The sequence below is a fragment of the Hymenobacter negativus genome (assembly GCF_016056375.1).
Lineage (GTDB): Bacteria > Bacteroidota > Bacteroidia > Cytophagales > Hymenobacteraceae > Hymenobacter > Hymenobacter negativus_A.
Genome location: NZ_JAEDAE010000012.1, coordinates 136,077 through 159,848, shown reverse-complemented (window position 1 = coordinate 159,848; position 23,772 = coordinate 136,077). Strand labels below are relative to the sequence as shown.

At 60.1% G+C, this 23,772-nt stretch carries 18 protein-coding genes; 12 read left to right on the top strand and 6 right to left on the bottom strand.

Annotation, left to right across the window (positions count from 1 at the left end; all coding sequences use genetic code 11):
- Positions 1 to 65 precede the first annotated feature (65 nt).
- The 5 genes from I7X13_RS19970 to I7X13_RS19950 all read right to left on the bottom strand — a co-directional run bounded on the left by I7X13_RS19970 (position 66) and on the right by I7X13_RS19950 (position 8,328).
- A complete protein-coding gene (locus tag I7X13_RS19970) occupies positions 66 to 1,538 on the bottom strand; it encodes a TolC family protein (RefSeq protein ID WP_198076820.1) in 1,473 nt (490 codons plus the stop codon).
- Between the two features lie 129 nt (positions 1,539 to 1,667).
- Entirely contained in the window at positions 1,668 to 3,029 is a 1,362-nt protein-coding gene (locus I7X13_RS19965; RefSeq protein ID WP_198076819.1) for an HlyD family secretion protein, read from the bottom strand.
- Positions 3,022 to 4,035 (bottom strand): ATP-binding cassette domain-containing protein, encoded by a 1,014-nt coding sequence (locus I7X13_RS19960; RefSeq protein WP_233454866.1) that lies wholly within the window; start codon positions 4,033 to 4,035, stop codon positions 3,022 to 3,024. The genes I7X13_RS19965 and I7X13_RS19960 overlap by 8 nt, the downstream gene beginning before the upstream one ends.
- A gap of 311 nt (positions 4,036 to 4,346) precedes the next feature.
- Entirely contained in the window at positions 4,347 to 5,189 is an 843-nt protein-coding gene (locus I7X13_RS19955) for a DUF4382 domain-containing protein (protein WP_198076818.1), read from the bottom strand.
- 106 nt (positions 5,190 to 5,295) lie between these two features.
- Positions 5,296 to 8,328 (bottom strand): AsmA family protein, encoded by a 3,033-nt coding sequence (locus I7X13_RS19950; protein ID WP_198076817.1) that lies wholly within the window; start codon positions 8,326 to 8,328, stop codon positions 5,296 to 5,298.
- A 437-nt stretch (positions 8,329 to 8,765) separates the two neighbouring features.
- On the opposite strand from I7X13_RS19950, the gene I7X13_RS19945 reads away from it, so the two are divergent.
- The 3 genes from I7X13_RS19945 (at position 8,766) to I7X13_RS19935 (ending at position 12,465) form a co-directional block, all read left to right on the top strand.
- Positions 8,766 to 9,983 carry an OmpA family protein gene (locus I7X13_RS19945; protein ID WP_198076816.1) on the top strand — a complete coding sequence of 406 codons (1,218 nt, stop codon included), beginning with the start codon at positions 8,766 to 8,768 and terminating at the stop codon, positions 9,981 to 9,983.
- Between the two features lie 91 nt (positions 9,984 to 10,074).
- The gene (locus tag I7X13_RS19940) at positions 10,075 to 11,127 is read left to right on the top strand and encodes a PorP/SprF family type IX secretion system membrane protein (protein WP_198076815.1); all 1,053 of its coding nucleotides are present in this window, start codon (positions 10,075 to 10,077) and stop codon (positions 11,125 to 11,127) included.
- 69 nt (positions 11,128 to 11,196) lie between these two features.
- Entirely contained in the window at positions 11,197 to 12,465 is a 1,269-nt protein-coding gene (locus I7X13_RS19935) for an SUMF1/EgtB/PvdO family nonheme iron enzyme (RefSeq protein ID WP_198069552.1), read from the top strand.
- 82 nt (positions 12,466 to 12,547) lie between these two features.
- Here the strand turns inward: I7X13_RS19935 and I7X13_RS19930 are convergent, their stop codons facing one another.
- A complete protein-coding gene (locus I7X13_RS19930) occupies positions 12,548 to 13,249 on the bottom strand; it encodes a ComF family protein (protein WP_198076814.1) in 702 nt (233 codons plus the stop codon).
- Positions 13,250 to 13,430: 181 nt separating this feature from the next.
- Between I7X13_RS19930 and I7X13_RS19925 the strand changes: the two genes are divergently transcribed.
- The 9 genes from I7X13_RS19925 (at position 13,431) to I7X13_RS19885 (ending at position 23,772) form a co-directional block, all read left to right on the top strand.
- Positions 13,431 to 13,844, top strand: a complete 414-nt coding sequence (locus I7X13_RS19925; RefSeq protein WP_198069554.1) for a carboxymuconolactone decarboxylase family protein — start codon at positions 13,431 to 13,433, stop codon at positions 13,842 to 13,844.
- Positions 13,841 to 14,233: a hypothetical protein gene (locus I7X13_RS19920; RefSeq protein ID WP_198069555.1), complete on the top strand. Its 393-nt coding sequence runs from the start codon at positions 13,841 to 13,843 to the stop codon at positions 14,231 to 14,233. Before I7X13_RS19925 ends, I7X13_RS19920 begins: the two co-directional genes overlap by 4 nt.
- 102 nt (positions 14,234 to 14,335) lie before the next feature.
- Positions 14,336 to 15,106, top strand: coding sequence for an exodeoxyribonuclease III (locus I7X13_RS19915; protein ID WP_198076813.1), 771 nt, complete (start codon positions 14,336 to 14,338; stop codon positions 15,104 to 15,106).
- 134 nt (positions 15,107 to 15,240) lie between these two features.
- Complete coding sequence (locus I7X13_RS19910) at positions 15,241 to 18,777, top strand: DUF4175 family protein (protein WP_198076812.1); 3,537 nt, start codon at positions 15,241 to 15,243, stop codon at positions 18,775 to 18,777.
- A gap of 163 nt (positions 18,778 to 18,940) precedes the next feature.
- Positions 18,941 to 19,387, top strand: coding sequence for an ATP-binding protein (locus I7X13_RS19905; protein ID WP_198069558.1), 447 nt, complete (start codon positions 18,941 to 18,943; stop codon positions 19,385 to 19,387).
- Positions 19,388 to 19,403: 16 nt separating this feature from the next.
- Positions 19,404 to 19,901 (top strand): rRNA maturation RNase YbeY, encoded by a 498-nt coding sequence (gene ybeY / locus I7X13_RS19900; protein ID WP_198069559.1) that lies wholly within the window; start codon positions 19,404 to 19,406, stop codon positions 19,899 to 19,901.
- Between the two features lie 110 nt (positions 19,902 to 20,011).
- On the top strand, positions 20,012 to 20,737 hold the full coding sequence (locus I7X13_RS19895) for a GNAT family N-acetyltransferase (protein WP_213019115.1): 726 nt from the start codon (positions 20,012 to 20,014) through the stop codon (positions 20,735 to 20,737).
- A gap of 166 nt (positions 20,738 to 20,903) precedes the next feature.
- The gene (gene mnmG, locus I7X13_RS19890) at positions 20,904 to 22,772 is read left to right on the top strand and encodes a tRNA uridine-5-carboxymethylaminomethyl(34) synthesis enzyme MnmG (protein ID WP_198076811.1); all 1,869 of its coding nucleotides are present in this window, start codon (positions 20,904 to 20,906) and stop codon (positions 22,770 to 22,772) included.
- Positions 22,773 to 22,863: 91 nt separating this feature from the next.
- Complete coding sequence (locus I7X13_RS19885; protein ID WP_198076810.1) at positions 22,864 to 23,772, top strand: class I SAM-dependent methyltransferase; 909 nt, start codon at positions 22,864 to 22,866, stop codon at positions 23,770 to 23,772.

The window sequence follows — 23,772 nt, the reverse complement described above, 5'->3', positions numbered from 1 at the left end:
GCACTGCTGCTGCAAAGCGTGAACTTGTACCGGGCGCTAGGGGGCGGCTGGCAGTAAGCAGAACGTCATGCCGAGCGGGTGCCAGCGTAGTAGTACAGTTCTGCCCGCGACTTCTCGTAGCTGGCGCGCAGGCTTTCCTGCTTGATGCGCAAGTCGATTAGCTTGGTTTCGCGGGCGTTGATGAGGAAGATGGTGCTTTCGCCCAACTCGAACTTCTGCAGCTCGGCCTGGAGTAGGAGGCGCTGGTTGGCGATGGTCTGGGCTTGCAGGGCAAGCTGACGCTCGTAGGCGCGCAGGGTGTTGTACACGGAGTTCACCCGCGTGATGATGTTGCGCTGGCTCTGCTGGCGCTCCAACTGGGTTTCCTTCACCTGAATGCGGGTGTATTGCAGCTTGCCCCGCTCGGCCCGCAGGAACAGCGGGAAAGAAAAATCAAGGCCCACCTTGTAGTTATCCATCCCGAAATTGTAGTAGGAGGGCACTTCGGCGCGGTAAAAGTCGCCTTGGCTAAGGAGCACACCGCTCACGTTAAGCTTGGGCTTGAGCATCTCGCGGCGGTACCGCTCCTCAATGCCGAGCTGGCTGATTTTGGCTTCCAGCTTGCGCAGCGTGGGGTGCTGGGCGGCGGCAAAATCGGTGAGGCGCTGCAGCTCGGCGCGGCTGACGGTGTCGAGCGCCGGCGATTGGGGCACGGCGTAGGCGGGCAGCTCGGCGGGCTGGCCATCCTTGGTCCAGAGATGATTGGAGAGGAGAAGGCGGGCGTTGAGCAGGTCCACGTCCAATTGCGCGGCCTGCACCTGGCGGTCCTGCACCGTGATTTGGGCCTCTACCGAGTCGATGGGGGCCTGGTCGCCAATCTGGGCGCGGCGGGCCGTGCCCTGAAAGCGGCGGTCGGCCAGCGCCACGCCTTCCTGAATGAGGGCCGCCTGCTGCACCGAGTAGTACCAGGTCCAGTAGTCCTTCACGGCTTGCAGCCACACTTCGTTTATCTGCTTCACGCGGTCGGCTTCGGCGGCGCTTTGCAGCACGCGGGCCTGGCGCAGGGTGCTGCGGCGGGCATCAATCAGCAGCCCGGCCCCGATGGGCACCGACAGGCCCACCCCCGCCAGCCCGCCAACCGGCGTGCGGCTTTCCGGATTCACGTAGGTGCCCACGTTGCGGTCATAAACGGCTTTCAAATCGATGCCGCCCAGCCAGATGGGGACTTTCAGCTCGTTGCCCCAGTTGTTGTAATAGTCGGTGCCGCCGAACTGCTTGCGGTAAAAATCGGAGCCGATTTTGGGGTCGAAGCCGCCGCGGGCCTGCAGCACCTGGCTGCGGGCCTCGTCGCTGAGCAGGTCGGCCTGCTTCACAATTGGGTGATTGGCAAATAGTATATCGGCCAGGTTTTGCAGCGAGAATATTCTGGCCGTATCGCCAGGCTTGATGATGGCCAATTGCGTGGTTTGAAGCGGCGCTTTTTCGAGGCCCGAGCGGCGGGCGGGCAGGGCAGGCCCCTGGGCGAGGGCGGTCGGCGCGAGGGCCACCAATAGCAGCATCAGCAGCCAGTGGAGGCTGGATTGGGAAGGAAATAACGTTTTAACTATGACGGATAACATCTTGATTTACAAAGTTCATGTTAACAGAACGGTGTAGAAGCGGGGCTTTCTCCCGCGCCTACATCGTTCTTACTTTCCCTTCACCGGCGCTTCTTCAGGCTCGGCTTGTAGGGTAGGCGGGAAGCCGTTGAGCTGGCGCCAGATTTCGTACCACACCGGCACCGAATCCAGAATGACCCAGCCCTGCACGCCCGAGCCCAAGCGGAGCTGCCGGGGCCAGGGCTGGTCGCCGGCCTGCGGCTGAGCGGGGCGCACCAGCAGGCGGTACTTGCCACCGCCGCTGCTCACCACGTCAATCACCGACACGAAGCCGCCAAACGTGCCCACGGCCGCAGAGGGCCAGCCCGAAAACTGAATGGCCGGCCAGCCATCAAACTGCAGCCGCACCTGCCGCCCGCGCTGAATGAGCGGCACGTCCATGGCCCGCACGTAGATTTCGGCCGCCAACAGCGGCGATTCGGGCTGTAGCGTGGCAATGGATTCGCCTTCTTTGATGGTTTCGCCGATGCCGGCCTTGAGGGCCCGCACCACGTAGCCCGTCTGGGGCGCGCGCACTACGTAGAGGCCGCGTCGCACCGCCACGTTGCTGATTTTATTACGCGTAGCGGCCACTTCGCCCTGCGAACTGGCGCGACTCGATACCGCCGTGCTACGGTCCGATTGAGCTTTGGCCAGGTCCTGGGCGTACTTGGCGCGCAGGTTGCTCAGCTCGATGCGGGCGTTGGCCAGGGCTTGCTCGCTGCTGGCTACTTTGTTGCGGGCCGAGGTCACCTTGGCCAAGTCTTCCTGCAGCTTGAGGCGGCGGGTTTCAATGTCAGTGAGCGAGAACAGGCCGTTTTTGTAGCCCTCCTCATAGCGCGCCAGCCGGGCGCGGCTGGTTTCGTAGAAGTTGGTAACGGCCACCTGGTCGGCGCGGTCAATGTTAAGGTAGTTCGCAGCCTGCTCCACCTTGTTGCGGGCGGCTTCGAGCTGCACTTGCAGCGTAGTACCCAAGGCGGCTATCTGGTGGTCAGTGGCCTCGATTTTGGCCCCGTAGGCATCCACGTTGGCGCGCTTGGCGGCCAGCTGCTCGCGCAGGCGCTCGGGCAGGTCGGGGTCGAAGTATTCGTCCTTGATTTCAGAAATGGTCAGCAGCGTGTCACCCTTGCGCACCAGCTGGCCCTCGCGCACGTTCCAGTGCTCGATGCGGCCCGCAATCTGGTTTTGCACGGTCTGGGGCCGGTCCTGCGGGGTGAGGGCGGTGAGGGTACCGTTACCGGCAATCGTCTGCCGCCAGGGCAGAAACAGCGCGATTACAAACAGCACGCCCACCACCAGCAGGATGCGGCTCAGCCGCCGGCTGGCTTGGATGCGCAGAAGCTGGGGCCGCGAGAGGCGGGGCACTTTCTGCCACACCTCCTCGGCCACTTGTTGGTTCGAGAGGTTAAGCATGAGTGGGGGCGGTGTGGTGAGTGACGAGGGGTAAATCAGTGACGGCGGCCATCTTCTCCACGCCCGTCAGCACGTCGAAAATGGTGCTCACGCCAGTCATCAGCTTCTCAATCGACCCGCTGATTTGCACGATGAGCACCTCCGCGGCCACAAACTGGCCCAGCGTCATCTGGCGCGACACCACGAACAGCGTGCCGGCAATCAACAAGCTGGCCGTGAGCAAGGTGCGCAAAGCTGTGGCGTAGCTGTAGTAGTTTTTCAGCACCCGGAAGTGGCCGTTGCGGGCGTGCAGGTAGGCGGCGGCTAGCTCGTCGGTGCGGGTCAGGGCCTCGTCTTTCCGGGCCTCGCTACCGCGCACTTCGGGCAGGCGGTCGGCCACCTGCTCCAGCCAGTCCACCAGCTCGTACTTATAGGCCGATTCGTCGATGCTGGTGCGCAGCGCCCGGCGGTAGTTCAGCACGAAGATGAGTATCAGGGCCAGGATGGTGAACAGCCCCAGGGCAATGAAAATGGGGTGATAAAACGCCAGCACCAACGCCCCGAACACGATTTGCATCCCCGCAAACATCAAGTCAATCAGCAACTTGGTGAGGCCTTTCTGCACCGTTAACACGTCGAAGAAGCGGTTCACCAGTTCCTGCGGGTTCTGGCCGGCCAGCGCTTCGGGCTTGATGCGCGGCAGGCGGTAGGCAAACTCGATGGCGGCCTTGGCAAAAATGCGCTGCTCGATGGCTTCCACCAGCGTGAGCTGACCAATCAGCAGGACACTGCCCAGCAACACCCCACCCACCACCACGGCAATGAGCAGGTAGGTGGAGCCAAACACGGCCCCCGTCGAAACCAAATTAAAAACGGCCTGCGTGCCCAGCGGCAGCGACAGGCTCACCACCCCCGCCACGGCGGCGTACCAGATGATGTGGCGAATGGTGTTGCGCTCGGTATCAAGCATGCGCGTGAGGCGTTGCCAGGGCGCAGGTGGCGGCAAAGCAGCAGCGTGTGAAGCCATTTAAACAGGGTAAAAAAGGGTTAATGCATCCGGCCGGCCCAGTTTCTGGGCGACCGATTTCAGCACATAAATGGCCTTTTTGTGCCCTTTGTTGCAGGCTTTTTTCGAATTAATCCCCTTTTAACTACCTGTTAATCCGCTTTTAATTTTTAGGATGGTCGACTTTTTACTACGTACTGAACCGCTATACCGAACCAGTCGAAGCAGGCCACATAGCTTCCGTTCAGCGGCTACCGCGGGCCTGCTTACCGGCAACAAAAAACCCCAGCCGTAGCAGGTTGGGGCTTTTTGCTGGTCGAGGCGCTAGCCGTCTAGTTCAAGGACGTGGTGCCTAGCTCTTTCACCTGGTCGCTGACGATGGTAACGCCCGTCAGCACCTTGTTCTGGTAAGTCTGACCAGCCGGGGCCGTAGCCGTTGGAAAAAACTCCACCCGATAAGAACCCGCCGCCAAACCTCCTATCCGAAACTCGCCCGACGCATCGGCTGCCGTGCTCACCGTATCGGGCGCGAGCAGGCCCGAAGTCCGGATGGCCAGAATCTGGGGCCGGGCCGCCGCCGGGTTCACCGTGCCGTGCAGGCCGGCGCGCAGGTCCTGCGCCACCACCCGAATGACGGGCTTAAGCAAGTACCGCTCCTTTTTGTCGTTCCCCGGCTTCCAGTTGCCGCGCTCCACGATGGACTTGGCCACGTCGAAATCGAGCAGCAGCTGGTAGGTTTCGCGCAGTTTCAGAGTAGCTTTTTCCAGCTTCAGCTTCACGCCGGAAGTCTGGCCGCTGGGCGTTTTCAGGTCGTACTGCTGGCCATCGCGGCCGATGACGTAGCTGTTCGGTCCCAGGATGAGGCGGATTTCCTTGAGGTCGCCGGGGGCGAAGTCGTCGTTCACCAGCAGCGCCGAATTGCCGTTCACATACTCCAGCACATTAATGGCACGCGGGGTGAAGTTTAGCTTTTTCCAGCCGTCCGGGTCGTTCTCGTCCTTCAGATGCACTTCCACCTCCAGCACGTCGAGCACCACGCTGCGGAAGTCACCGGGCGCGTCCATCAACCGCACTTCGAGCTTGGACGTGTTGGCGTTTTCATCGGAGCTCTTGGAGCAGCCCGCCAGGCCCAGCAGGGCAATGGCAGTGAAAGGAAGCAGGCGTTTGAATAGCATAGCGTCAGTGTTAGTTGATTATTGAATTAGTACAAAGCCCCGACTATCAATCAGATAGTCGGGGCTTCTACTCCAACAATTCAGCCAAAGTTGCTTCCGGCCAAGTCTAGGGCTTGGTAGTATCGGCGGGCTCTACGGCTTTGGGCTTGGGTTTCGGCTTATTAAAGAGGCTGTTAAAACCCTTCGCCAGTTGCTCTTTGGCCTTGTTGGCAGCGTCGATGCGCTGTTGCTTTTTGTCGAGTTCGGCCTGGGCAGCGGCTTCTTCGGGGGTCTGGCCGGCGCGGCGCACGCTGTCCTCCTTGCTCACGGCGCGGGGCTTCACGCCCAGCAGGTCGAGGGCTTTCTGCTTGGCCACATTCTGCACCAGCGCTTTGCCCTGGTCTTTCATGCTGCCGCTGGTGAGCTTCACCACCGGCGCCTTCACCGTGCCGCCAATGTTCAGGCCCAGCGTCACGCGGTCGGTGCCCTGGATGTTGCTCACGCCCGTGAGGCGCGTGAGCTGGCTGCTCATGGCCGTGCCGAGCTTGCCGGTGGGCACGTTCAGGGCCGTGACGTAGGACAGTACACCAGCCAGGCTGTTCGAGCCGCCGATGTTCATCTTCACGTCACCAATGGTCAGGTCGAAGGGCTGCACCACCAGGTTGCCGTTCACGATGTTGGCCTGGATTTTCTTATCCACCACCACCAGCGTTTTCAGCTCGGGCAGCGTAGTCAGGCTGGCAATTTTGGTCATCACCTCCGACTGGTTGATGGCGGCCTTCACCACGTCGAAAATGCCTTTGCCGCTCAGCGTGGCCAGGTTCGGGAACATATCCGGCCCCATTTCGCCGCTCACGTTGAAGTTGGTACCAAACACGCCCTCTACTTGGCTGGCCAGCGGCACCAGCGTCTTGATGGTATTGAAAGCCGAGAAGGCTTTCTGAAAACTCAGGTTATTGATATTCAGCCCGAAGTTAAATTTCGGATGCGATAAATCCTTGCTGCTGTAGTTACCCGTGGTGCCAAAGCTGCCACCCAGCGTGTTAAACGTCAGCCCTTTGAGTGTAGCCGTTTGGTCGTTCACCGTCACCACGCCCTTGGCATCGGTCAGCTTCAGGTTGTCATACGTCACGTTATCGACGTGGCTGTTCAGCACAAGGTCAAAGAACTTCGGAATCTGCAGCACGCCTTCCGCTTTAGCCGGGGCCTTGCCGCCGGTAGCCGCCACCGTGGGCTTAGCTGATACCTCGTCCACCATCCACTCGTTCACGTTGAAATTGCGCGAGTTAACCGTCAGGTTACCTTTCAGCGACTGCCCCGGCGTGAACAGATAGCCCAGGTAGTTGCTGATGGTGCCCGACGCCGCAAAATCGGAGCTGCCGGCCACACCGTTCACGTTCTGCAGCGCAATCTGGTTGTTGTTGAAAGTAGCCGTGCCCGAGTTGATTTTCACGCCCTGCGGCAGGTCTTTGCTCTTATACGTCACGTTGGTAGCCTTCACGGTCCCGCTGGCCACCACGTTCTGGTAGCGTCCGGCTTCCACGTCGGCCATGTTGCCTTTGGCCGCGATGTCGCCGGCCACGCGGCCCGTTACGGTCATGCCCTGCAACGGGAAAATCTTCGTGATTTTGGTCAAGTCCACCGTGCCGCGCACGTTGGTGTCAAACACCGGCTTGTCGATGTTGTGGGCCGTGAGGCGACCTTCCAGCGGCTCGCCCTCCAATACCATCCGGAACTGCGGCAGGTTTATCTGAGTATCATTCACCTGGCCCGTAGTATTCACCACCGTACCGCTCAGGTTAATGTTCTCAATCGGAGCCGGGAATTTGGCCGATTTCACGAAGCCATTGCTCAACCGGATGGCCGCGTTCACCACCGGCATCTGCGTTTTCGAATAAACTCCCTTCGCCGTGCCATCCACGAAAAACTGCCCGCGCATGGCCAAATCCTTCACCGGGTACACTTTCAGGGCTTCTTCTAGGTTCACGTTGGCCTTCACGCGGCCGTCCACCTTCATCGGGTTCAGGCCGTCGATGGCAATGTTGCCGTCCACCGGGTCCGGCCCGAGGTCGAGGTGAAACTGCGGAATGTTGACTTTCACGTCGTTGGTCACGCCCGTGGGGTTGCTCACCTGCATTTTCAGGTTGATGTTTTTGGCCGCGCGGGGCAGTTCGGGGTATTTGAACTGGCCGTTGGTCACGGTCAGGTTCACGCCGTAGCCGGGCAGCTGCGTGGCGGTCTGCGTGCCCTTGGCAAAGCCGTCAAACGCCACCTTGCCGCTGGTTTCAATATTCTTGAACTTGTCGGTGTAAGCACCCGGCACCAGGCTGAGCAGGGTCTTGAAGTCCGTTTCCAGCGCCTTAAACGTGATGTCGTAAGTAATGTCCGTGGCATTGGGCAGGCCAATGGCCCCCGCGAAGCTGAACGGAAAGTCGTTGAGCTTAAATTTATTATCCTTGAACGTGTACAGGTTTTTATTCAAATCCATGTTCAGCGTCACGTCGGCGTCGAGCTTTTTATCCGTCACATAGGCCACGTTGTTATAGGTCATGTCCAGGTCGGCGGCCGTGGTCTGCGACTTCATGTCGAACACGTTGCTGGCAAAGTCGCCGCTGCCGGTGTGGTTCACGCCGCGCGCTTCCATGCGGAAGGGCAGGGTCAAATCCTCGTAGCGCAGGTGGCCGTCGGTCAGCTTCCAGCCCTTGATGGCCAGGCTCACCTGGCTGGTATCCTGCCCCTTTGCCGCGGCGGCCGAGTCCGAAATCATCACGTCCCAGTTGGCGCGGCCGCTTTTCAGGCGGCGCAGGCTCAGGTCGGGTCGCTCCAGCTCCACGTTGTTAATCTTGATTTCCTGGCCCTTAATCACCGTCATCACGTCTAGGCCCACGCGCAGGCTGGGCATATAGGCCAGCGTGTCGCGGCTAAATGAGTCGAGCCCAATCACCCGCAGGTTCTTGATATCCAGCGTCAAATCTGGGAAGGAGTGGAACACGCTCACATCGATATCGGCCGGATTGTAGAGCACCTTGGCCCGCACGCGCTGGGCAATCTGCTTGTCGGCCAGGGCGCGCAGCTTGTCTTTAAACAGAAAGGGCGCCGCCACCGCCGCCAGCACCAGCACGATAACCAAAGCCAGCAGCCCCAACAAAATCTTTCGCATAGCAAGTCCTTTTAAATGGATTAATCTCAACAAAGGTAAAACGCTGCCTGTGCCACATTTGAGCCCAAATCGACGAGCAAGCCATTTTAATAGAGCGGTAATAACGCGTGGCGGTGCCGCAATTGGCATTGAAGCCGCTTTGGCCATTAGCCACCCCAATCAATCATTCCACTCCCGAGGTAAGCGCATTATCAAAAAACAAAAACATCAAATTAGATTACTTATAACTTATTGTCTAATTATTCTAAATGCACTTTTGTACTATCTTTGGCCGGGAATGGACGCTGTGGTTTTTCTATTTGTGGTTGCTATCTTATTCATATCCTGAAAAGGTTGTTTAACCCCATCCGCTAATCTGCAAAATCATTTGTTATCCAACTGCATATTAAAAACACGTCTTTCCGCCTAAGACCTTGCCCCGTTATTACTGCGTTCACATGAAGCATTTTTTACCTGCTATTTCGTTGGTTGCGTTGGGTTGGCTACCGGCAACGATGCAGCCCGCGCGGGCTCAAACTGCGGCCATGAGCCTCATGGGCAGCGTGCAATCCGACTCGCAGGCTCCGCTGCCGGGCGCGGCCATCACGGTTATCCACCTGCCATCCGGCGCGCGCCACGCCGCCGCCACCGACGCATCGGGCCACTTCACGGTTGCCAATCTCATGGTGGGCGGCCCGTACCTGATTCGGGTAGGGGAGGGCGGTTACCGTCCGCAAACCGTTGAGAATGTTTTCCTTGAAACTGGCAAAACCGCCAACTTCACTGTCACGCTCAACAAGCTCGGCGATGTGCCGGCCAAAACCAGCAGCAGTCGCAACAGCCCGGCCAGCACCCCCACACTAGCCTTGGCCAGCGAGGCCGTGGTAGGCGGCCCCGTACTGGTGACCGACCTCAGCAGTGCCCCGCGCACCGCCCGCACCGCCGCCAATGCCAAGCCAACGGCCACGCACACGGTCAGTACGCCCTCTCCGGCTGCGCCAAGCCTACTGCCGGCTGCTCCGGTGGCTTCCGCTGAGCCAGCTCCCACGGCAGGCCCAGCCGCACCAAATTCCTCAGAAGCTGCAGCGCCAGCCACTTCGCGGCGGTCGCGTTACTCAGTCCGCCGGCCTACTGCCCGCGTGGCCGACCCCATCGTGCCCGGCCATTTCGATGTTAAAACCGGCAACTACCTGTACGAAACCGGCCAGCCCACCAGCCTCAAACTGCCCGGCGGCGGGTCCATCGCCAACGTCGGGACCAACTCCACCGAAAGCTACCTGTTCCGCTTCCTGAGCGACCCGCAGGTGCAGGTCGACACCGTGGACCTGACCCGGGGCTGGTATAATTTCGACCGGGTGTATTTCGAAGCCGGCAAGGCCACACTCACGCCCGAATCCGTGAGCCAGCTGCGCAACATTGCCACGCTGCTACGCGCCTACCCCAAAGCCCGGCTCAAGCTCGGCGGCTACACCGACGACACCGGTACCTATAAGGTAAACAAGGCATTGAGCGAAGCCCGCGCCCGCACCGCCTGGGCCAGCCTGGTTGAAATGGGCGTGAGCCCCAGCCGCCTCGACGCCCGGGGTTATGGTCCCAATTATTCCATCGCCTCCAACGCCACCGAGGAAGGTCGTGCCCAGAACCGCCGCTTGAGCGTGAAAGTGGTGCAAAAATGAGTTCTGGCCGCTCCCAGCTTCAGTAGGTCGGGCCGTATCTTCGCCAGCCCGGCGCACTAATTCGCGCCGGCTTGGCGTTATGCCGGTCCGTATGCCCGTGCCTTCTTCCTCGTTGTTTAGCAAGCTGATACGCCCTGCCTCGCTGGCCGGGCTGCTGGCGGCGGGCACCACCGTTGGCGCACGGGCCCAGGACGTCTTTTTTTCCCAGCCCTTTGCCACCCGGCTGCACACCAACCCGGCTTTCACGGGCCTGGTCGATGACTACAGCGTCACGCTGAGCTACCGCAACCAGTTTCCCAGCCTGGCGGGCTCGTTCGTGAGCACCCAGCTCGGGGCCGACCTGCGCACCAACACGCCGGGCCAGCACCACGCTCTGGGTCTGCTCATCAACCAGGACCGCACCGGCTCGGTGGGCTATACCCGCCTCGAAATCGGCGGTCTCTACGCCTACCACACCCGCCTCACCGAAAAAATAGCCTTGAGCGGAGGCCTACGTGCCAGCTACGGCCGGCAGCGCGTGGGATATGACAATTTTGTGTTCGGCGACCAGATTCGGGAAGACGGCAGCGTGAGCGGCCCCACGTCCGAAGCCCTCGATTTTGCGCCCGTCAACTATTTCAGCGTGGGCACCGGCACGGTGGTGTATTCTGAGCAAGGCTGGATTAGTCTGGCCGGGCAGCACCTCAACCAGCCCAGCCTGGGCTTTCGCCAGCAAAGCCAGCTCCCACTTTTGCTAAGTCTCTCCGGCGGCTATAAATTCTTCGTTATCAAACCCGGACCAGGTATTGCTACCCGCGAAGTCAGCTACACGCCAGTGGCGGCCTACACCCGCCAGGGCGGTTCGCAGCGCGTCGAAACGGGCGTGTACTTCACGGCTTCGCCGGTTACGCTCGGCGCAGTGTATCGCAATATTTCAGTACCCGGCAGCGTTAGCCCCCAACACGTGATGGCTGTGGTGGCAGGCATTCAGGCCGGTGGCCTGCGCCTGGGCTACAGCTACGACGTGGGTCTGAGCCGCCTAAGTGCCGATTTGGGCGGTGCCCACGAGGTAACATTGGCGCTGCGGGCGTTTGACCGATTGGAAAATGCCCATCGTCGCCTAAAAAGGCGAGTTTATCCGGCAGCCCCTTGCCCGATATTTTAATATTTTGTATTATTGCGTCCTAATTGCGCTAGCTAACCCCTCCTCACCCATACTGGTTTTAACTTTGTTATGAAATTAAATAATTATCTACGCTTAGTCTTGGTGGGCGCGATAGCCCTCACCGGCTGTGGCAAAAAGGGTCCGGCGACGGCTTCGAACCCTGGTAAATATTCCTCTACGACGGGTATCGAATACAACACCGAGAAGGGCATGGCAGTCGCCAACTTCAAGAAAATTCCCGAAGGCCCTGGCCTCGTGTTTATTGAAGGCGGCCGCACGGTACTGGGTTCGCAGGAGGAAGACGTGACCATGACGCACGACAACATCGAGCGCACGGTAACCATTGCCTCGTTCTACATGGACGAAGCCGAGGTGGCCAACATTCACTGGCTGGAATACCTGCACTTCATCCGCACCGACTCGGCCGAAGAGTTTTACCGCTCGGCCCTGCCCGACACCACCGTATGGGCACGCGACCTGTCGTTCAACGACCCCTACGTGACCTACTACCTGCGTTATCCCGGCTTCCGCTTCTTCCCCGTAGTGGGCGTGAGCTGGCTGCAGGCCGATGACTATTGCACCTGGCGTACCGCCAAGGTAAACGAGCGCCTCGCCGCTGGTGGCGACAGCAAATCGGGCAAAGGCGGCCTGTTTGGCAAGAAGAAAGACAAAGGCGCTGCTGCCGGTGCCGAAGGCACGGCCGGTGCTGCTGGCGCTCTGGCTACGGGCAAAAACAGCACTTCCATCGAAAACGGCAACACGCTGCCCAACTACCGTCTCCCCACAGAAGCCGAGTGGGAATACGCTGCTCAGGCTCTTGTGGGCACCCAGGAAGTGGGCAACGAAAACCAGGAGGAGAAGCGTATTTATCCCTGGGATGGCAAATCGACCCGCAACGCCTACGGCCGCAAGCAGGGCCAGTTCCTGGCCAACTTCAAGCGCGGCCGGGGTGACTACGCCGGCATCGCCGGTAGCCTGAACGACGGCGCCATGATTACGGAGCAGGTGTACGCCTACCCGCCCAATGATTACGGCCTCTACAACATGGCCGGCAACGTGAACGAGTGGGTGCAAGACGTGTACCGTCCCCTGTCGTTCCAGGACGTGGAAGACCTGAACCCCTTCCGTCGCAACGGCGTGGGTGACCCGGCCGAGAAGTACGACAAGAAAGGCTATCAGTCGCTGATTGACGACCACGTGCGCGTGTACAAAGGCGGTTCGTGGCGCGATGTGGCCTACTGGCTCTCGCCCGGCACGCGCCGCTTCATGGCCGAGGATTCGGCCACGGCAACTATCGGTTTCCGTTGCGCAATGATTAACGCCGGCTCGAACAAGTAATCGACCCGATAAAGTAGAAAAGGCCGCTCCTGAATCAGGAGCGGCCTTTTTTTATGACTTACGCTTTCGGATGATTGGTGACTTACCTGTCCGCACATGCAATGGCGGCGATGCTGACCTCGGCCGCGCCAGCCGCCAGCAGCACCGCGCCGCAGGCTTCGAGGGTAGCGCCGGTGGTGAGCACGTCGTCGACTATGAGGATGCGGCGCCCGATAACCGAAGCGGGGTCTTCGATTTCAAAGACCGTAGCCACGTTTTCCCAGCGCTGGGCGCGGTTCTTTTTGGTTTGGGTTTTGGTATTAGTGGTGCGGCGCAGGGCGGTGTTGGCAGCCGGGATTTTTAGGCCCTCGGCCAGGCCGGTGGCAAAGGCGGCGGCCTGGTTGTAGCCGCGCTTGGCCAGCTTGCGCGGGTGCAGCGGCACGGGAATGATGAGGTCGAAATCGGTGGCCAGGCCGGCGGCGTGCAGCTCGGCCCCGTAGAGCTGGCCGAGGGCGGTGCCTACGTCGCGCTGGCCCTGGTACTTGAGCTCGTGCAGCAGGTGCTGCACCCGGCCGTGGCGCACAAAGCGCAGGTAGCTCAGGGCATGGCGGATGGGCAGCTTGCCCCAGAAGCGGCGGCCGAGCGGGTTCTGGTCGGGCGGCAGCAGGTGGAAGTCGGTGTAGGGCAGCTCGGCCCGGCAGCCGGTGCAGAGATGCGTCTCGCCGGTCACAAGTGGCTCGCGGCAGGCCAGGCACAGGCGAGGGTAGATGAGGCCGATGAAATCGGCCCACAGGGTACGGAGCATGGCGGTAGAGTGGGGAAGGGTTTGGGAGTAATTTTGGAGAAGCAATGTAGCTGGAATTAGCCCGCCATGCAGAGCGTTGCGAAGCATCTTTACCGCTTCGTTGTTATGACCTGAGTTAGTACCTCTATAAAGATGCTACGCTCTGCATGCCGGGCTACCATCCTATCAACCTCCCTTTAATATGTCCCAAGTAACCGAATTTAACGAGTACCGCCAGCGGATGAACGCCACCATTATGGCAGCCGACAACAAGGTCATTAAGCGGTTTTTCAACCTCGATACTAATACTTACGCGGCCGGCGCGCTCGACGTGAAAACCAAGGAAATGCTGGGCCTGGCCTGTTCTATGGTGCTGCGCTGCGACGACTGCATCAAGTACCACGTGGGCAAATGCTTCGAGGAAAAGCTCACCGATGAGGAGATTTACGAGGTGTTTGCTATTGCCAACATCATCGGCGGCAGCATTGTGATTCCGCATTTCCGCCGCGCGGTGGAGTACTGGGAAATTCTAAAATCGGAAGCTGGCGCGGGTGCCCACGATGGCGCTGCCCTGGCCGCCCACAAGGCCGAGCACGACGGCCAACCCCACGCATGAGCGACGACCTGAACCACGGCCCCATCGGCCACCCCGACGAGGATGAAGCCGACTTCGACGCCCGCTGGGAAACCCTGATGGTGGAGATGGAAGCCCGTTTTGGCAAGCGCCCCGATTTGAATGCACTGTTGCTACTCATCGGTATTCAGGAGCTGAATCAAGGCCTCAGCACCTTCACCAAGGAGGAAAAACAGGACCTGATGCACATTGCCACCTGCCGCCTTTTCAGCCTCAGCGGGCACTACGAGAAGACGCATGTAGACGCCGACGGCTGGCCGCACTACAAGCTGCTGCGCCCCGTGCCATTTGCCAACCTGAAAGAGCAAGAGCGCATGCTGAAATGGCACGTGCTGGAGTATTTCGCGCTGGACCCCGGCGACGAGTTGTAGGAATGCGCCATGGTGCGTTCCTGCCGCTTGAACATCGTTTCGTAAACATTGACGGCCTGCGCTCGGCCAAGCATAGAACGCGCCATTGCGCGTTCCTACCTTATGAAAATCTTTTCTTATAACGTGAACGGCCTGCGCTCGGCCCTGAGCAAGGGCCTGCTTGATTGGGTGGCCGAGGCCGCGCCTGACGTGCTCTGCCTCCAGGAAATTAAAGCCAGCCGCGAGCCGATGGATGTGTCGGGTTTCGAAAAGCTGGGCTACCGCGTGTATATGCACCCGGCTCAGAAGCCGGGCTACAGCGGCGTGGCCATCTTCTCGAAAATTGAGCCGAAAGCGGTGGTTCACGGCTGCGGCCAAAACTGCTACGACGACGAAGGCCGCGTGCTACGACTCGATTTTGAGGATGTAGCGGTACTGAACACCTACATGCCCTCGGGCACGAGTGGGCCAGAACGGCAGGCCTTTAAGATTGAGTGGCTGCACTTTTTTCGCCAATACATTGCCAAACTGCGGGCCGATGGTAAAACCCCGCCGCTGCTCATCGGCGGCGACTTTAACTGCTGCCAGACGGCCATCGACCTGCACAACCCCAAGGCCAATCAGAACAGCCCCGGCTACACGCCCGAGGAGCGGCAGTGGTTTGCGGATTTTCTGGGCGATGGGCTGGTAGATACCTTCCGGCATCATCATGGCGAAGCCACGGGGCATTACTCGTGGTGGAGCTATCGGGCCGGTTCGCGCGGCCGCAACGTGGGCTGGCGCCTCGACCACTGGTTGGCCGATGCCGCCCTGCAACCGCGGCTGGACGGCGCGGGTCTGTTGCCGGATGTGGTGCATTCGGACCACTGCCCGGCCTGGGTTTCTCTGGGGTAGGAGAGTATGGGGGTGGGAGGGCAGGAGTTGCCTGAACCAACCAACTCCTGCCCCCATACCCTCACACCCTCCTACCCTAAAATCGAACCAAGCGGCCTGCTCCTGATGTATCTTTCCCGACTAAGACCTGATTTATGGCGGTGTTGATAAAGCAAGGTGAGGCGGCGGCCGAGTATCCCGCGCTGGCGCGGGTGCGAATGGAGCTGGAGGCTTTCAAGCGCAAGTTTTACCTGAACCTGTTGGTGCGTGGATTGCTGGTGGCCGGTGGGCTGCTGCTCACGTTTTTCGTGGCTTTCAACGGGCTCGAATACTTCCTATACCTACCTACTGTGGTGCGGGCTGGGCTGTTGTTTGGCTTTATTGGCCTCACCATTTACAGCTTTGTGCGCTGGATTTGGACGCCGCTGGCGGCCCTTACCAACCTGCGCCGGCTGCTGAGCGACGAGCAGGCTGCCCGCCGCGTAGGCGAGATTTTTCCAGAAGTGCAGGACCGCCTGCTGAATGCGCTGCAGCTGCAGGGCCAGGCCCGCGACAATGCCCTGATTGCGGCCAGCCTGGAGCAGCGGGCCGCGCAGTTTGGCCAATACTCGTTTGCCGAGGGCATCAACATTCAGCAGCAAAGCAAGCCGCTGTGGAAGTACGCAGCGATTCCGGCGGCAGTGCTGCTGGCGCTGCTGGCCTTTTACCCCAGCTTTCTGGTGCAGGGCACCGAGCGCATCTGGCACTACAAGCGGGCGTATTCGCCGCCCGCGCCGTTTCGGTTTTTGATTAAAAACGCTAGGTTAACGGCCTTTAAGGGCGAGGATTTCACGCTGGACGTGGGCGTAGCGGGCGCAGCGCTGCCGGCCGATGTCAGCATTGCGATGGATGGGGGCGAACGGCGGCTGAGCAAGGTGGCCGGGCACGGCGACCAGTTCCGCTACACCTTCGAACAGCCGCAGGGCGACGTGATATTTCAGTTGAAAGGAGCGGGATTTGCTTCGCCCGAATACCAGCTTACGGTATTGGAACGGCCCAACCTGCGCGATTTTAAAGTCAATATCACCTACCCGCCCTATACCGGTAAGCCGGCCGAAACCATCGAAAATGGCGGCAACCTGACGGTTCCCGAAGGCAGCACGGTGCGCTGGGAATTTGCCACCGCCGCCACCGATGAGATGGCGCTGGTGTTTCAGAATCCCGACGAAACGTTGGCCGCTACCAGCGACGATGGCACCTTCGTGGCGGAGCGGCGCATCATGCGCTCGCAGCCTTATTTGCTACGTCTGAAAAACCCGGCCAGCCTCAACCGCGACCCCATTTCCTACCAACTCACGGCCGTGCCCGACTTGCCCCCCACGTTGACGTTGGAGGCTTTTTCGGATACCGTAACACGCCGTTTCCTGGCGTTGGGCGGCACCGTGCGCGACGATTACGGCCTGACCCGTCTGGCGCTGCACTACGCCCTGCGCCGCGCTGGCCAGGGACCGAACTCGACCCCGAGCCGTGTGGGCGCTACGCCGCTGGGCCTGCCCCGCGAAAGCGCCGGCACCTACGCCTATACCTGGAACCTGGGCGCGCTGAACATGCAGCCCGGCGACCGCCTCGAATACTTCGTAGAGGCCTGGGACAACGACGGTGTGCACGGCCCCAAGGCCACCCGCACGCGGCCGGCCGAGTTCCGCCTGCCCAGCCGCCGCGAGCTGCGACAGGAAATGAATGCCCAGGCGCAGTCGGTGGCCAGCCAGATGAGCCAGGCTGCCAAGCAGAGCGAGAAGCTGGAGCGTGAGCTGGCGAAGTCGCAGGACAAGCTGAAAACCAAGCGCGACCTGAGCTTTCAGGACCGCAAGCAGCTGGAAAATATGCTGGACGAGAAAAACCAGCTGAACCAGCAGATGGAGCAGATGCAGAAGATGTTTGAGCAACTGCAGCAGAAACAGGACCAGCTCAGCCCCAAAAGCGAGGAGCTGGCTAAGAAGGCCGAGGAGCTGAAAAAGCTGATGAACGACCTGCTTGACCCCGAGACCAAGAAGCTCTACGAGAAGCTGCGCAAGCTACTGGAAGAGCAGAAGCAGCCCGACGCCGAAATGCAGAAGCTGCTGCAGCAGCTCGAAAACAAGGAAGACACCCTGCAAAAGGAGCTTGACCGTGCCCTCGAAATGTTCAAGCAGATGCAGCTGGAGCAGAAGGCCGAGGAAACCGCCAACAAGCTGGATGAGCTGGCCAAGCAGGAAGATAAACTGGCCGAAAAAACTGCCCAGAACGACAAGGAAAACCCCGATAACAAGCTGTCAAACCAGGAGCAGAAAGCCAAGCAGGAGCAGCTGAAGCAGGAGCAGGCCCAGAACCAAAAGGAGTTCGAAGACCTGAAAAAAGAGCTGCAGGAATTGAAGCAGATGGACAAGGAGCTCGACAACCAGAACGGTATGGACGAGCAGAAGCCCGACCAGGAGCAGACCGACCAGGACATGCAGGAAAGCCAGCAGAGTCTGAGCAAAAACCAGAATAAAAAAGCCGCCGGCCAGCAGAAAAGCGCCGCCAGCCGCATGAAGAAAATGGCGCAGAAAATGCGCGACCAGATGAGCGAGGAGGAGAGCGACCAGGCCCAGCAGAACATCGACGACCTGCGCGACATCCTGGACAACCTCTTGACCTTGAGTTTCGACCAGGAGCAGCTGATGAAGGATTTCCGCAAAGTGGACCAGTCTGACCCTCGTTTCGTGCAGCTGGGCCAGACGCAGCGCAAGCTGCGCGACGACGCCAAAATCATTCAGGATTCCCTGTATGCCCTGGCCAAGAAGGAGCCCAAGATTCAGAGCTTCGTGACCCGCGAGGTGGGCGAGATGAACGGCCGCATGGACGAGTCGCTTACCCACATTCAGCAGCGCGACTTGGGCCGGGCCACCGCCACCGAGCAGCAGGCCATGACCAGCATGAACAATCTGGCCCTGATGCTGCAGAGCTCCCTGGACCAGATGCAGCAGGAAGCGCAGTCGGGCAAAGGCCAGCCCAAGGACGGCCAGGGCAAGCCCGGCAAGAAAAAAGGCAAGGGCAAAGGGCAGGGCCAGGGCAGCAAGCCCGGCCCCGGCAACATGGGCAAGATGCAGCAGCAGCTCAACGAGCAGATTCAGCAGCTGTCGAAGTCGGGCAAGTCGGGCCGTGAAATGTCGCAGGAGTTGGCCAAACTGGCCGGCCAGCAGCAGATGCTGCGCCAAGCCATGCAGCAGCTCGACAAGCTGCAGCAGGGCGGCAAGCCCGGCAATTCGCAGGGCCAAGGCGGCGGGCAGCCCGGCCAGGGGCAGAGCAAGGACGGAAAAGACGGCAAAGAGGGCGGCCAGAACGGCAAGGACGGCAAAGGTGACCAGGGCGCGGGCGGCACCGGCGACATCAAAAAAATGATGGAGCAAACCGAAACCGACCTCGTGAACAAGCGCCTGACCGAAGAAACGATGATGCGCCAGCAGCAAATCCTCACCCGTTTGCTGGAAGTGGAAAAATCGGCCCGCGAGCGCGACCAAGACACCAAGCGCGAGGCCCAATCGGCTCAGTATAAACCCCCGGTCTTTCCTCCGGCCTTCGACAAATACAAGGCCACCAAGGAACGCCAGACCGAACTATTACGTAGTACTCCCCCGAACCTGACCCCGTACTACCAGCGCGAGGTGGGCGAGTACTTTCAGAAAATCAAATAATCCGAACGGCTTCCCATCCAAGTGGGCCGCCGTTTCGTTAACCAATTAGTGTACTGTTAGAACCAAGCATTTGAGGATAGCAGAAATAGTTGCGGCGCTTTGCCGTTAAAAGACTATTTTTGCCGCCCCAAACTCGCTGCCGTCCTTCCCATCAAACCGCCTTATGAAGCAGGTAAAAATTCAGATTCCGTCGCTCGTTGAGAATATCCGCGTCGTTGAGAGCTTCATCGACAATTCGAAGGATACCTTTCAGATTGAGGACGATATCTACGGCAACATCATGGTGGCCGTGACCGAAGCGGTGAACAACGCCATTCGCCACGGCAACAAGTTCGACAAAGACAAAAATGTCTACCTGTCGCTGTATGTGGAGCCCCAGCAGCTCAAGTTTGAGATTGAGGACGAGGGCACCGGCTTCAACTACGACAACCTGGACGACCCCACGGCTCCCGAAAACCTGGAGAATCCGGGTGGTCGCGGCATTTTCCTCATCCGCCACCTGGCCGATGAGGTCGAGTTCAGCAAAGACGGCCGCTGCTTGCTCCTGACCTTCCAGCTGGCCCCTACGCCCGCTGGTGAAGCCACTACCGCCGACCACCTCGCCGCTTAAAGCTGCCGGATTCCGCATGAACAGTACCCCGCCGCTGGGCCCGCCCCACCACGAAAATTTTCCGCCCGGCGAGCTGCACCACGAAGCCCCCGGCATCGAGTTCATGGTGGAAGATGCGCCCGACTTTGAGCTTTCCGACGCCGAAGGGCTGCTGGGCTGGATTGAGCGTGTGGCCAAAGTCCACGAGCACCGCATTGTGCAGCTCACCTACATTTTTTGCTCCGATGACTACCTGCACCGGCTCAACGTCGAGTACCTCGACCACGACACGCTGACGGACGTCATCACCTTCGATAACTCCGACGACGCCGACATTCTCGAAGGCGACATTTTCATCAGCGTAGAGCGCGTGCGTGACAATGCCCAAGACCTTGGCATCCCGTTCCGCGACGAGTTGCACCGCGTCATGATTCACGGCGTGCTGCACCTGCTGGGCTACCACGACAAGGACCTGCTGAGCCAGACGGCCATGCGCGCCAAGGAGGATTACTGCCTGGCGCTGCGCGAATTCTAAGCCGGCATTTTTCTTTCGTAAAAATTATCCAGCGCCCGCTTCATGCGGGCGTTGGCATTTCAGAATCGGGCCGGCCTCAGCAGCCGTGCCACCGTTGCCAGCCCCGCAATATGGCCGCCTCTTCTTCTGCCGAGTTCCCCATCATTAGGGGCGATGCCCTGGATTTTTACCTCGCCCAGGGCTACTACCGGATGCAGCAGGACCTGTTCACCTGCCAATTCGTGCCCTTCGATGGCCGCCTCTACACCGCTCACTGGCTGCGCATCGCCCTGCCTGGCGTGGATTGGGGGCCCGAGCAGCACCGTTTGCTGCGCCGCAACGCCCGTTTTAAGGCCACCATTCGGTCTTTCCGCCTCACTGACGAGTATGAGGAGCTGTATGCTCGCTACCGCGCCGCCATCACCTTCGATGCCGCTCCAACCATTGCGGCCGTGCTGCTGGGCGAGGCCACTCACAACGTCTTCAACACCCAGATAATCGAGCTGCGCGACGAAGGCCGCCTCATTGCCGCGGGCATCCTCGATTATGGCGAGCGCACCTTGGCCGGCATCCTCAATTTTTACGACCCCACCTACCACCGCCACAGCCTCGGCAAGTATCTGCTGCTGCTGAAAACCGACTACGCCCGCCGGCTGCGCCTCGACTATTATTACCCCGGCTACTTAGTCAACGACTACCCCAAATTCGACTATAAGCTATTTGCCTGCGCCACCGCCACGGAGGTGTTCGACAGCATCAGCGGGCAGTGGCTGCCGTTTTCGTGGGAGGCGGTGAAGGCTAATTCGGCCGAACTTTTTGCCGAGTGGCTGCCGGAGGATTTGCAGGGCAACAATTAGCCCCAAATTCTGAAAGCGCCAAGCGGTTTCACGTGAAACTGGCGGCCGGGGCCGAATTGCGTAATTTTGCAGGAACGCACTGCGGCGCGTTCGTCGTTAATCGATTTATTATTATCCGTTTTGCCAGCGCGGCCCCTCCCGCGCACCCTGGCGTGTTCCTACGATTATGTTTCAAACCTCCGAATACGACGTCATTGTAGTGGGCGCGGGTCATGCGGGCTGCGAAGCCGCTGCCGCCGCCGCCAACCTCGGCTCGAAAGTGCTGCTGGTGACGATGAATATGAACACCATCGCCCAGATGTCGTGCAACCCGGCCATGGGCGGCGTGGCCAAGGGCCAGATTGTGCGCGAAATCGACGCTCTGGGGGGCCAGTCGGGTATCATCACCGACCAGACCATGATTCAGTTTCGGATGCTTAACCGCTCGAAAGGGCCCGCCATGTGGAGCCCGCGCGCCCAAAGCGACCGGATGCGCTTCGCCGAAGCTTGGCGCCTGACGTTGGAAGGCATCGCCAACGTGGACTTCTGGCAGGAAGCCGTAACCGGCATCGTGGTGGAAAACGGCACGGCGGTGGGCGTGAAAACGGCCCTCGGTATCGAATTCCGGGGCAAGTCGGTGGTGCTTACCAATGGCACCTTTCTAAACGGCCTCATCCACATTGGTGAGAAGAACTTTGGCGGTGGCCGGGCGGCCGAGAAAGGCAGCCGCGGCATCACCGAGCAGTTGGTGGAGCTGGGCTTTGAAGCCGGTCGCATGAAAACCGGGACCCCGCCCCGCGTGGACGGCCGCAGCCTCGACTACTCCAAAATGGAAGCGCAGGGCGGCGACGAAGTGCCCAGCAAATTCTCATACCTCGACACGCCGCGCCTCACGCAGCAGCGCCCCTGTTACATCACCTACACCAACGAGCGGGTACACGACATTCTGCGCGAGGGCTTCGAGAAGTCGCCCATGTTCCAGGGCCGCATCAAGGGCCTGGGGCCGCGCTATTGCCCCAGCGTGGAGGACAAAATCAACCGCTTCGCCGACAAGGACCGCCACCAGATTTTCGTGGAGCCCGAGGGCTGGAGCACGGTGGAGTGCTACATCAACGGCTTCAGCAGTTCGCTGCCCGAGGACGTGCAGTACCGCGCCCTACGCGAAATCGCGGGCTTTGAGAATGCCAAGATGTTCCGCCCTGGCTACGCCATCGAGTACGACTTTTTCCCGCCGACCCAGCTGGCGCTCACGCTCGAAACCAAGTTGATTTCGGGCCTGTATTTCGCGGGCCAGATTAATGGCACCACGGGCTACGAGGAGGCGGCCTGCCAGGGCCTGATGGCCGGCATCAACGCGCACAACAAAGTGCATGGCAAGGCGCCATTCGTGCTCAAAAGGAGCGAGGCCTACATCGGCGTGCTCATTGATGACCTGGTGAACAAAGGCACCGACGAGCCTTACCGCATGTTCACGAGCCGCGCCGAGCACCGCATCCTGCTGCGCCAGGACAACGCCGACCTGCGCCTCACGCCACTGGGCCATGAGTTGGGCTTGGCTTCGGATGAGCGGCTGGAGCGCGTGCGGATGAAAGAAGCCCAAACCGCCGAAATTGGTACGCTGTTCCAGAAATTCGCCATTGAGCCAGCCGAAATCAACCCGCTGCTGGTGGAGCTGGGCTCGGCCGAAATCCACGAAAAAACCCGCGCCGTGAACCTGCTGCGCCGCCCCAACGTGGACCTGGCCGACCTGCGCCGCGCCCTGCCCGCGCTGAATGAAACCCTGGCCGCTTTCGACGCTGAGGCGCTGGAACAGGCCATCATCAACATCAAGTACGAAACCTACCTGCAGAAGGAGCAGCAGCAGGCTGAGCGCATGCAGGAGCTGGAAAACTTCGTGATTCAGGGCCGGCTCGACTACCGAGCCATGCCTGCCCTCTCGCACGAGGCGCGCGAAAAGCTCCTCAAGATTCAGCCCGAAACCATTGGGCAGGCTTCGCGCATCAGCGGCATCTCGCCCGCCGATGTGTCGGTGCTGATGGTGTACCTTGGCCGATAATGTTGAATTTTGAGGGTTGAATGTTGAGTTGACTGTTGGAGCTTCCAAGTGAATCACTCAACATTCAACCCTTAAAACTTATAATTCCTGCGTGTCCTACGAACGTTTAGAAAGCTGCCCGGTTTGTGGCAAAACTGATTTCAAGAACAAGCTGGTGGTGGAAGACCGCACGGTCAGCCACGAAAGCTTCGCTATCGTGCAGTGCGCGGCGTGCAGCTTCCAGTTTACCAACCCACGGCCGAACGAGGCCGAAATTGGCAAGTATTACGAGTCCGACGCTTACGTATCGCACAATAGCGCCGCGCAGGGTTTTGTGAATCAAGCCTACAAAGTGGCGCGGTTTTTCACCATGCGCCGCAAGGTGGGCCTGTTGAATAAGCTGGCCCCACGCCGCGGCAAATTATTGGACTACGGCTGCGGCACAGGCCATTTTTTGAAAGCGGCGAAGTCGGCCGGCTGGCAGGTGGCGGGCCTGGAGCCCAATCCTCGCGCCCGCGAGGAGGCCAGCCAGCGCCTCGGCCAGCCGATAGGGCAGGAGAGCCTGGCTCAGTTTCAGCCCGGCACGTTCGATGCCATTACGCTCTGGCACGTTTTGGAGCACGTGCACACGCTAAATGAGACGCTGGCCCAGCTGGTGGCGCTGCTGAAGCCCGACGGCGTGCTCCTCATCGCCGTGCCCAATGTGGAAAGCCTCGACGCCCAGCACTACCGCGAGCTGTGGGCCGCTTACGATGTGCCGCGCCACCTCTACCATTTCGCGCCCAAAACCATGGCCCAGCTGCTCAAAAAGCACAAGCTGACCATTCGCCAGACGCTGCCCATGCCGCTCGATGCCTACTACGTGAGCATGCTCAGCGAGAAGCATCGCAACGAACGCGCCGGCGGCCTGCTGACGGTGCTCAAGGCCGGCTACAAGTCGAACGCCTACGCCGAGCAGCACGAGGGCCAGTATTCCAGCCTGCTCTACGTGGCCGGGCGGCGCACTCCGACCGGCGCCTGA

Coding starts and splice junctions, on each gene's coding strand:
- I7X13_RS19910 (WP_198076812.1), top strand. CDS start 15,241: ATGGCGGTGTTGATAAAGCAAGGTGAGGCGGCGGCCGAGTATCCCGCG.
- I7X13_RS19925 (WP_198069554.1), top strand. CDS start 13,431: ATGTCCCAAGTAACCGAATTTAACGAGTACCGCCAGCGGATGAACGCC.
- I7X13_RS19945 (WP_198076816.1), top strand. CDS start 8,766: ATGAAGCATTTTTTACCTGCTATTTCGTTGGTTGCGTTGGGTTGGCTA.
- mnmG (WP_198076811.1), top strand. CDS start 20,904: ATGTTTCAAACCTCCGAATACGACGTCATTGTAGTGGGCGCGGGTCAT.
- I7X13_RS19960 (WP_233454866.1), bottom strand. CDS start 4,035: ATGGCTTCACACGCTGCTGCTTTGCCGCCACCTGCGCCCTGGCAACGC.
- I7X13_RS19930 (WP_198076814.1), bottom strand. CDS start 13,249: ATGCTCCGTACCCTGTGGGCCGATTTCATCGGCCTCATCTACCCTCGC.
- I7X13_RS19965 (WP_198076819.1), bottom strand. CDS start 3,029: ATGCTTAACCTCTCGAACCAACAAGTGGCCGAGGAGGTGTGGCAGAAA.
- I7X13_RS19940 (WP_198076815.1), top strand. CDS start 10,075: ATGCCCGTGCCTTCTTCCTCGTTGTTTAGCAAGCTGATACGCCCTGCC.
- I7X13_RS19970 (WP_198076820.1), bottom strand. CDS start 1,538: ATGCTGCTATTGGTGGCCCTCGCGCCGACCGCCCTCGCCCAGGGGCCT.
- ybeY (WP_198069559.1), top strand. CDS start 19,404: ATGAACAGTACCCCGCCGCTGGGCCCGCCCCACCACGAAAATTTTCCG.
- I7X13_RS19950 (WP_198076817.1), bottom strand. CDS start 8,328: ATGCGAAAGATTTTGTTGGGGCTGCTGGCTTTGGTTATCGTGCTGGTG.
- I7X13_RS19955 (WP_198076818.1), bottom strand. CDS start 5,189: ATGCTATTCAAACGCCTGCTTCCTTTCACTGCCATTGCCCTGCTGGGC.
- I7X13_RS19895 (WP_213019115.1), top strand. CDS start 20,012: ATGGCCGCCTCTTCTTCTGCCGAGTTCCCCATCATTAGGGGCGATGCC.
- I7X13_RS19915 (WP_198076813.1), top strand. CDS start 14,336: ATGAAAATCTTTTCTTATAACGTGAACGGCCTGCGCTCGGCCCTGAGC.
- I7X13_RS19920 (WP_198069555.1), top strand. CDS start 13,841: ATGAGCGACGACCTGAACCACGGCCCCATCGGCCACCCCGACGAGGAT.
- I7X13_RS19935 (WP_198069552.1), top strand. CDS start 11,197: ATGAAATTAAATAATTATCTACGCTTAGTCTTGGTGGGCGCGATAGCC.
- I7X13_RS19905 (WP_198069558.1), top strand. CDS start 18,941: ATGAAGCAGGTAAAAATTCAGATTCCGTCGCTCGTTGAGAATATCCGC.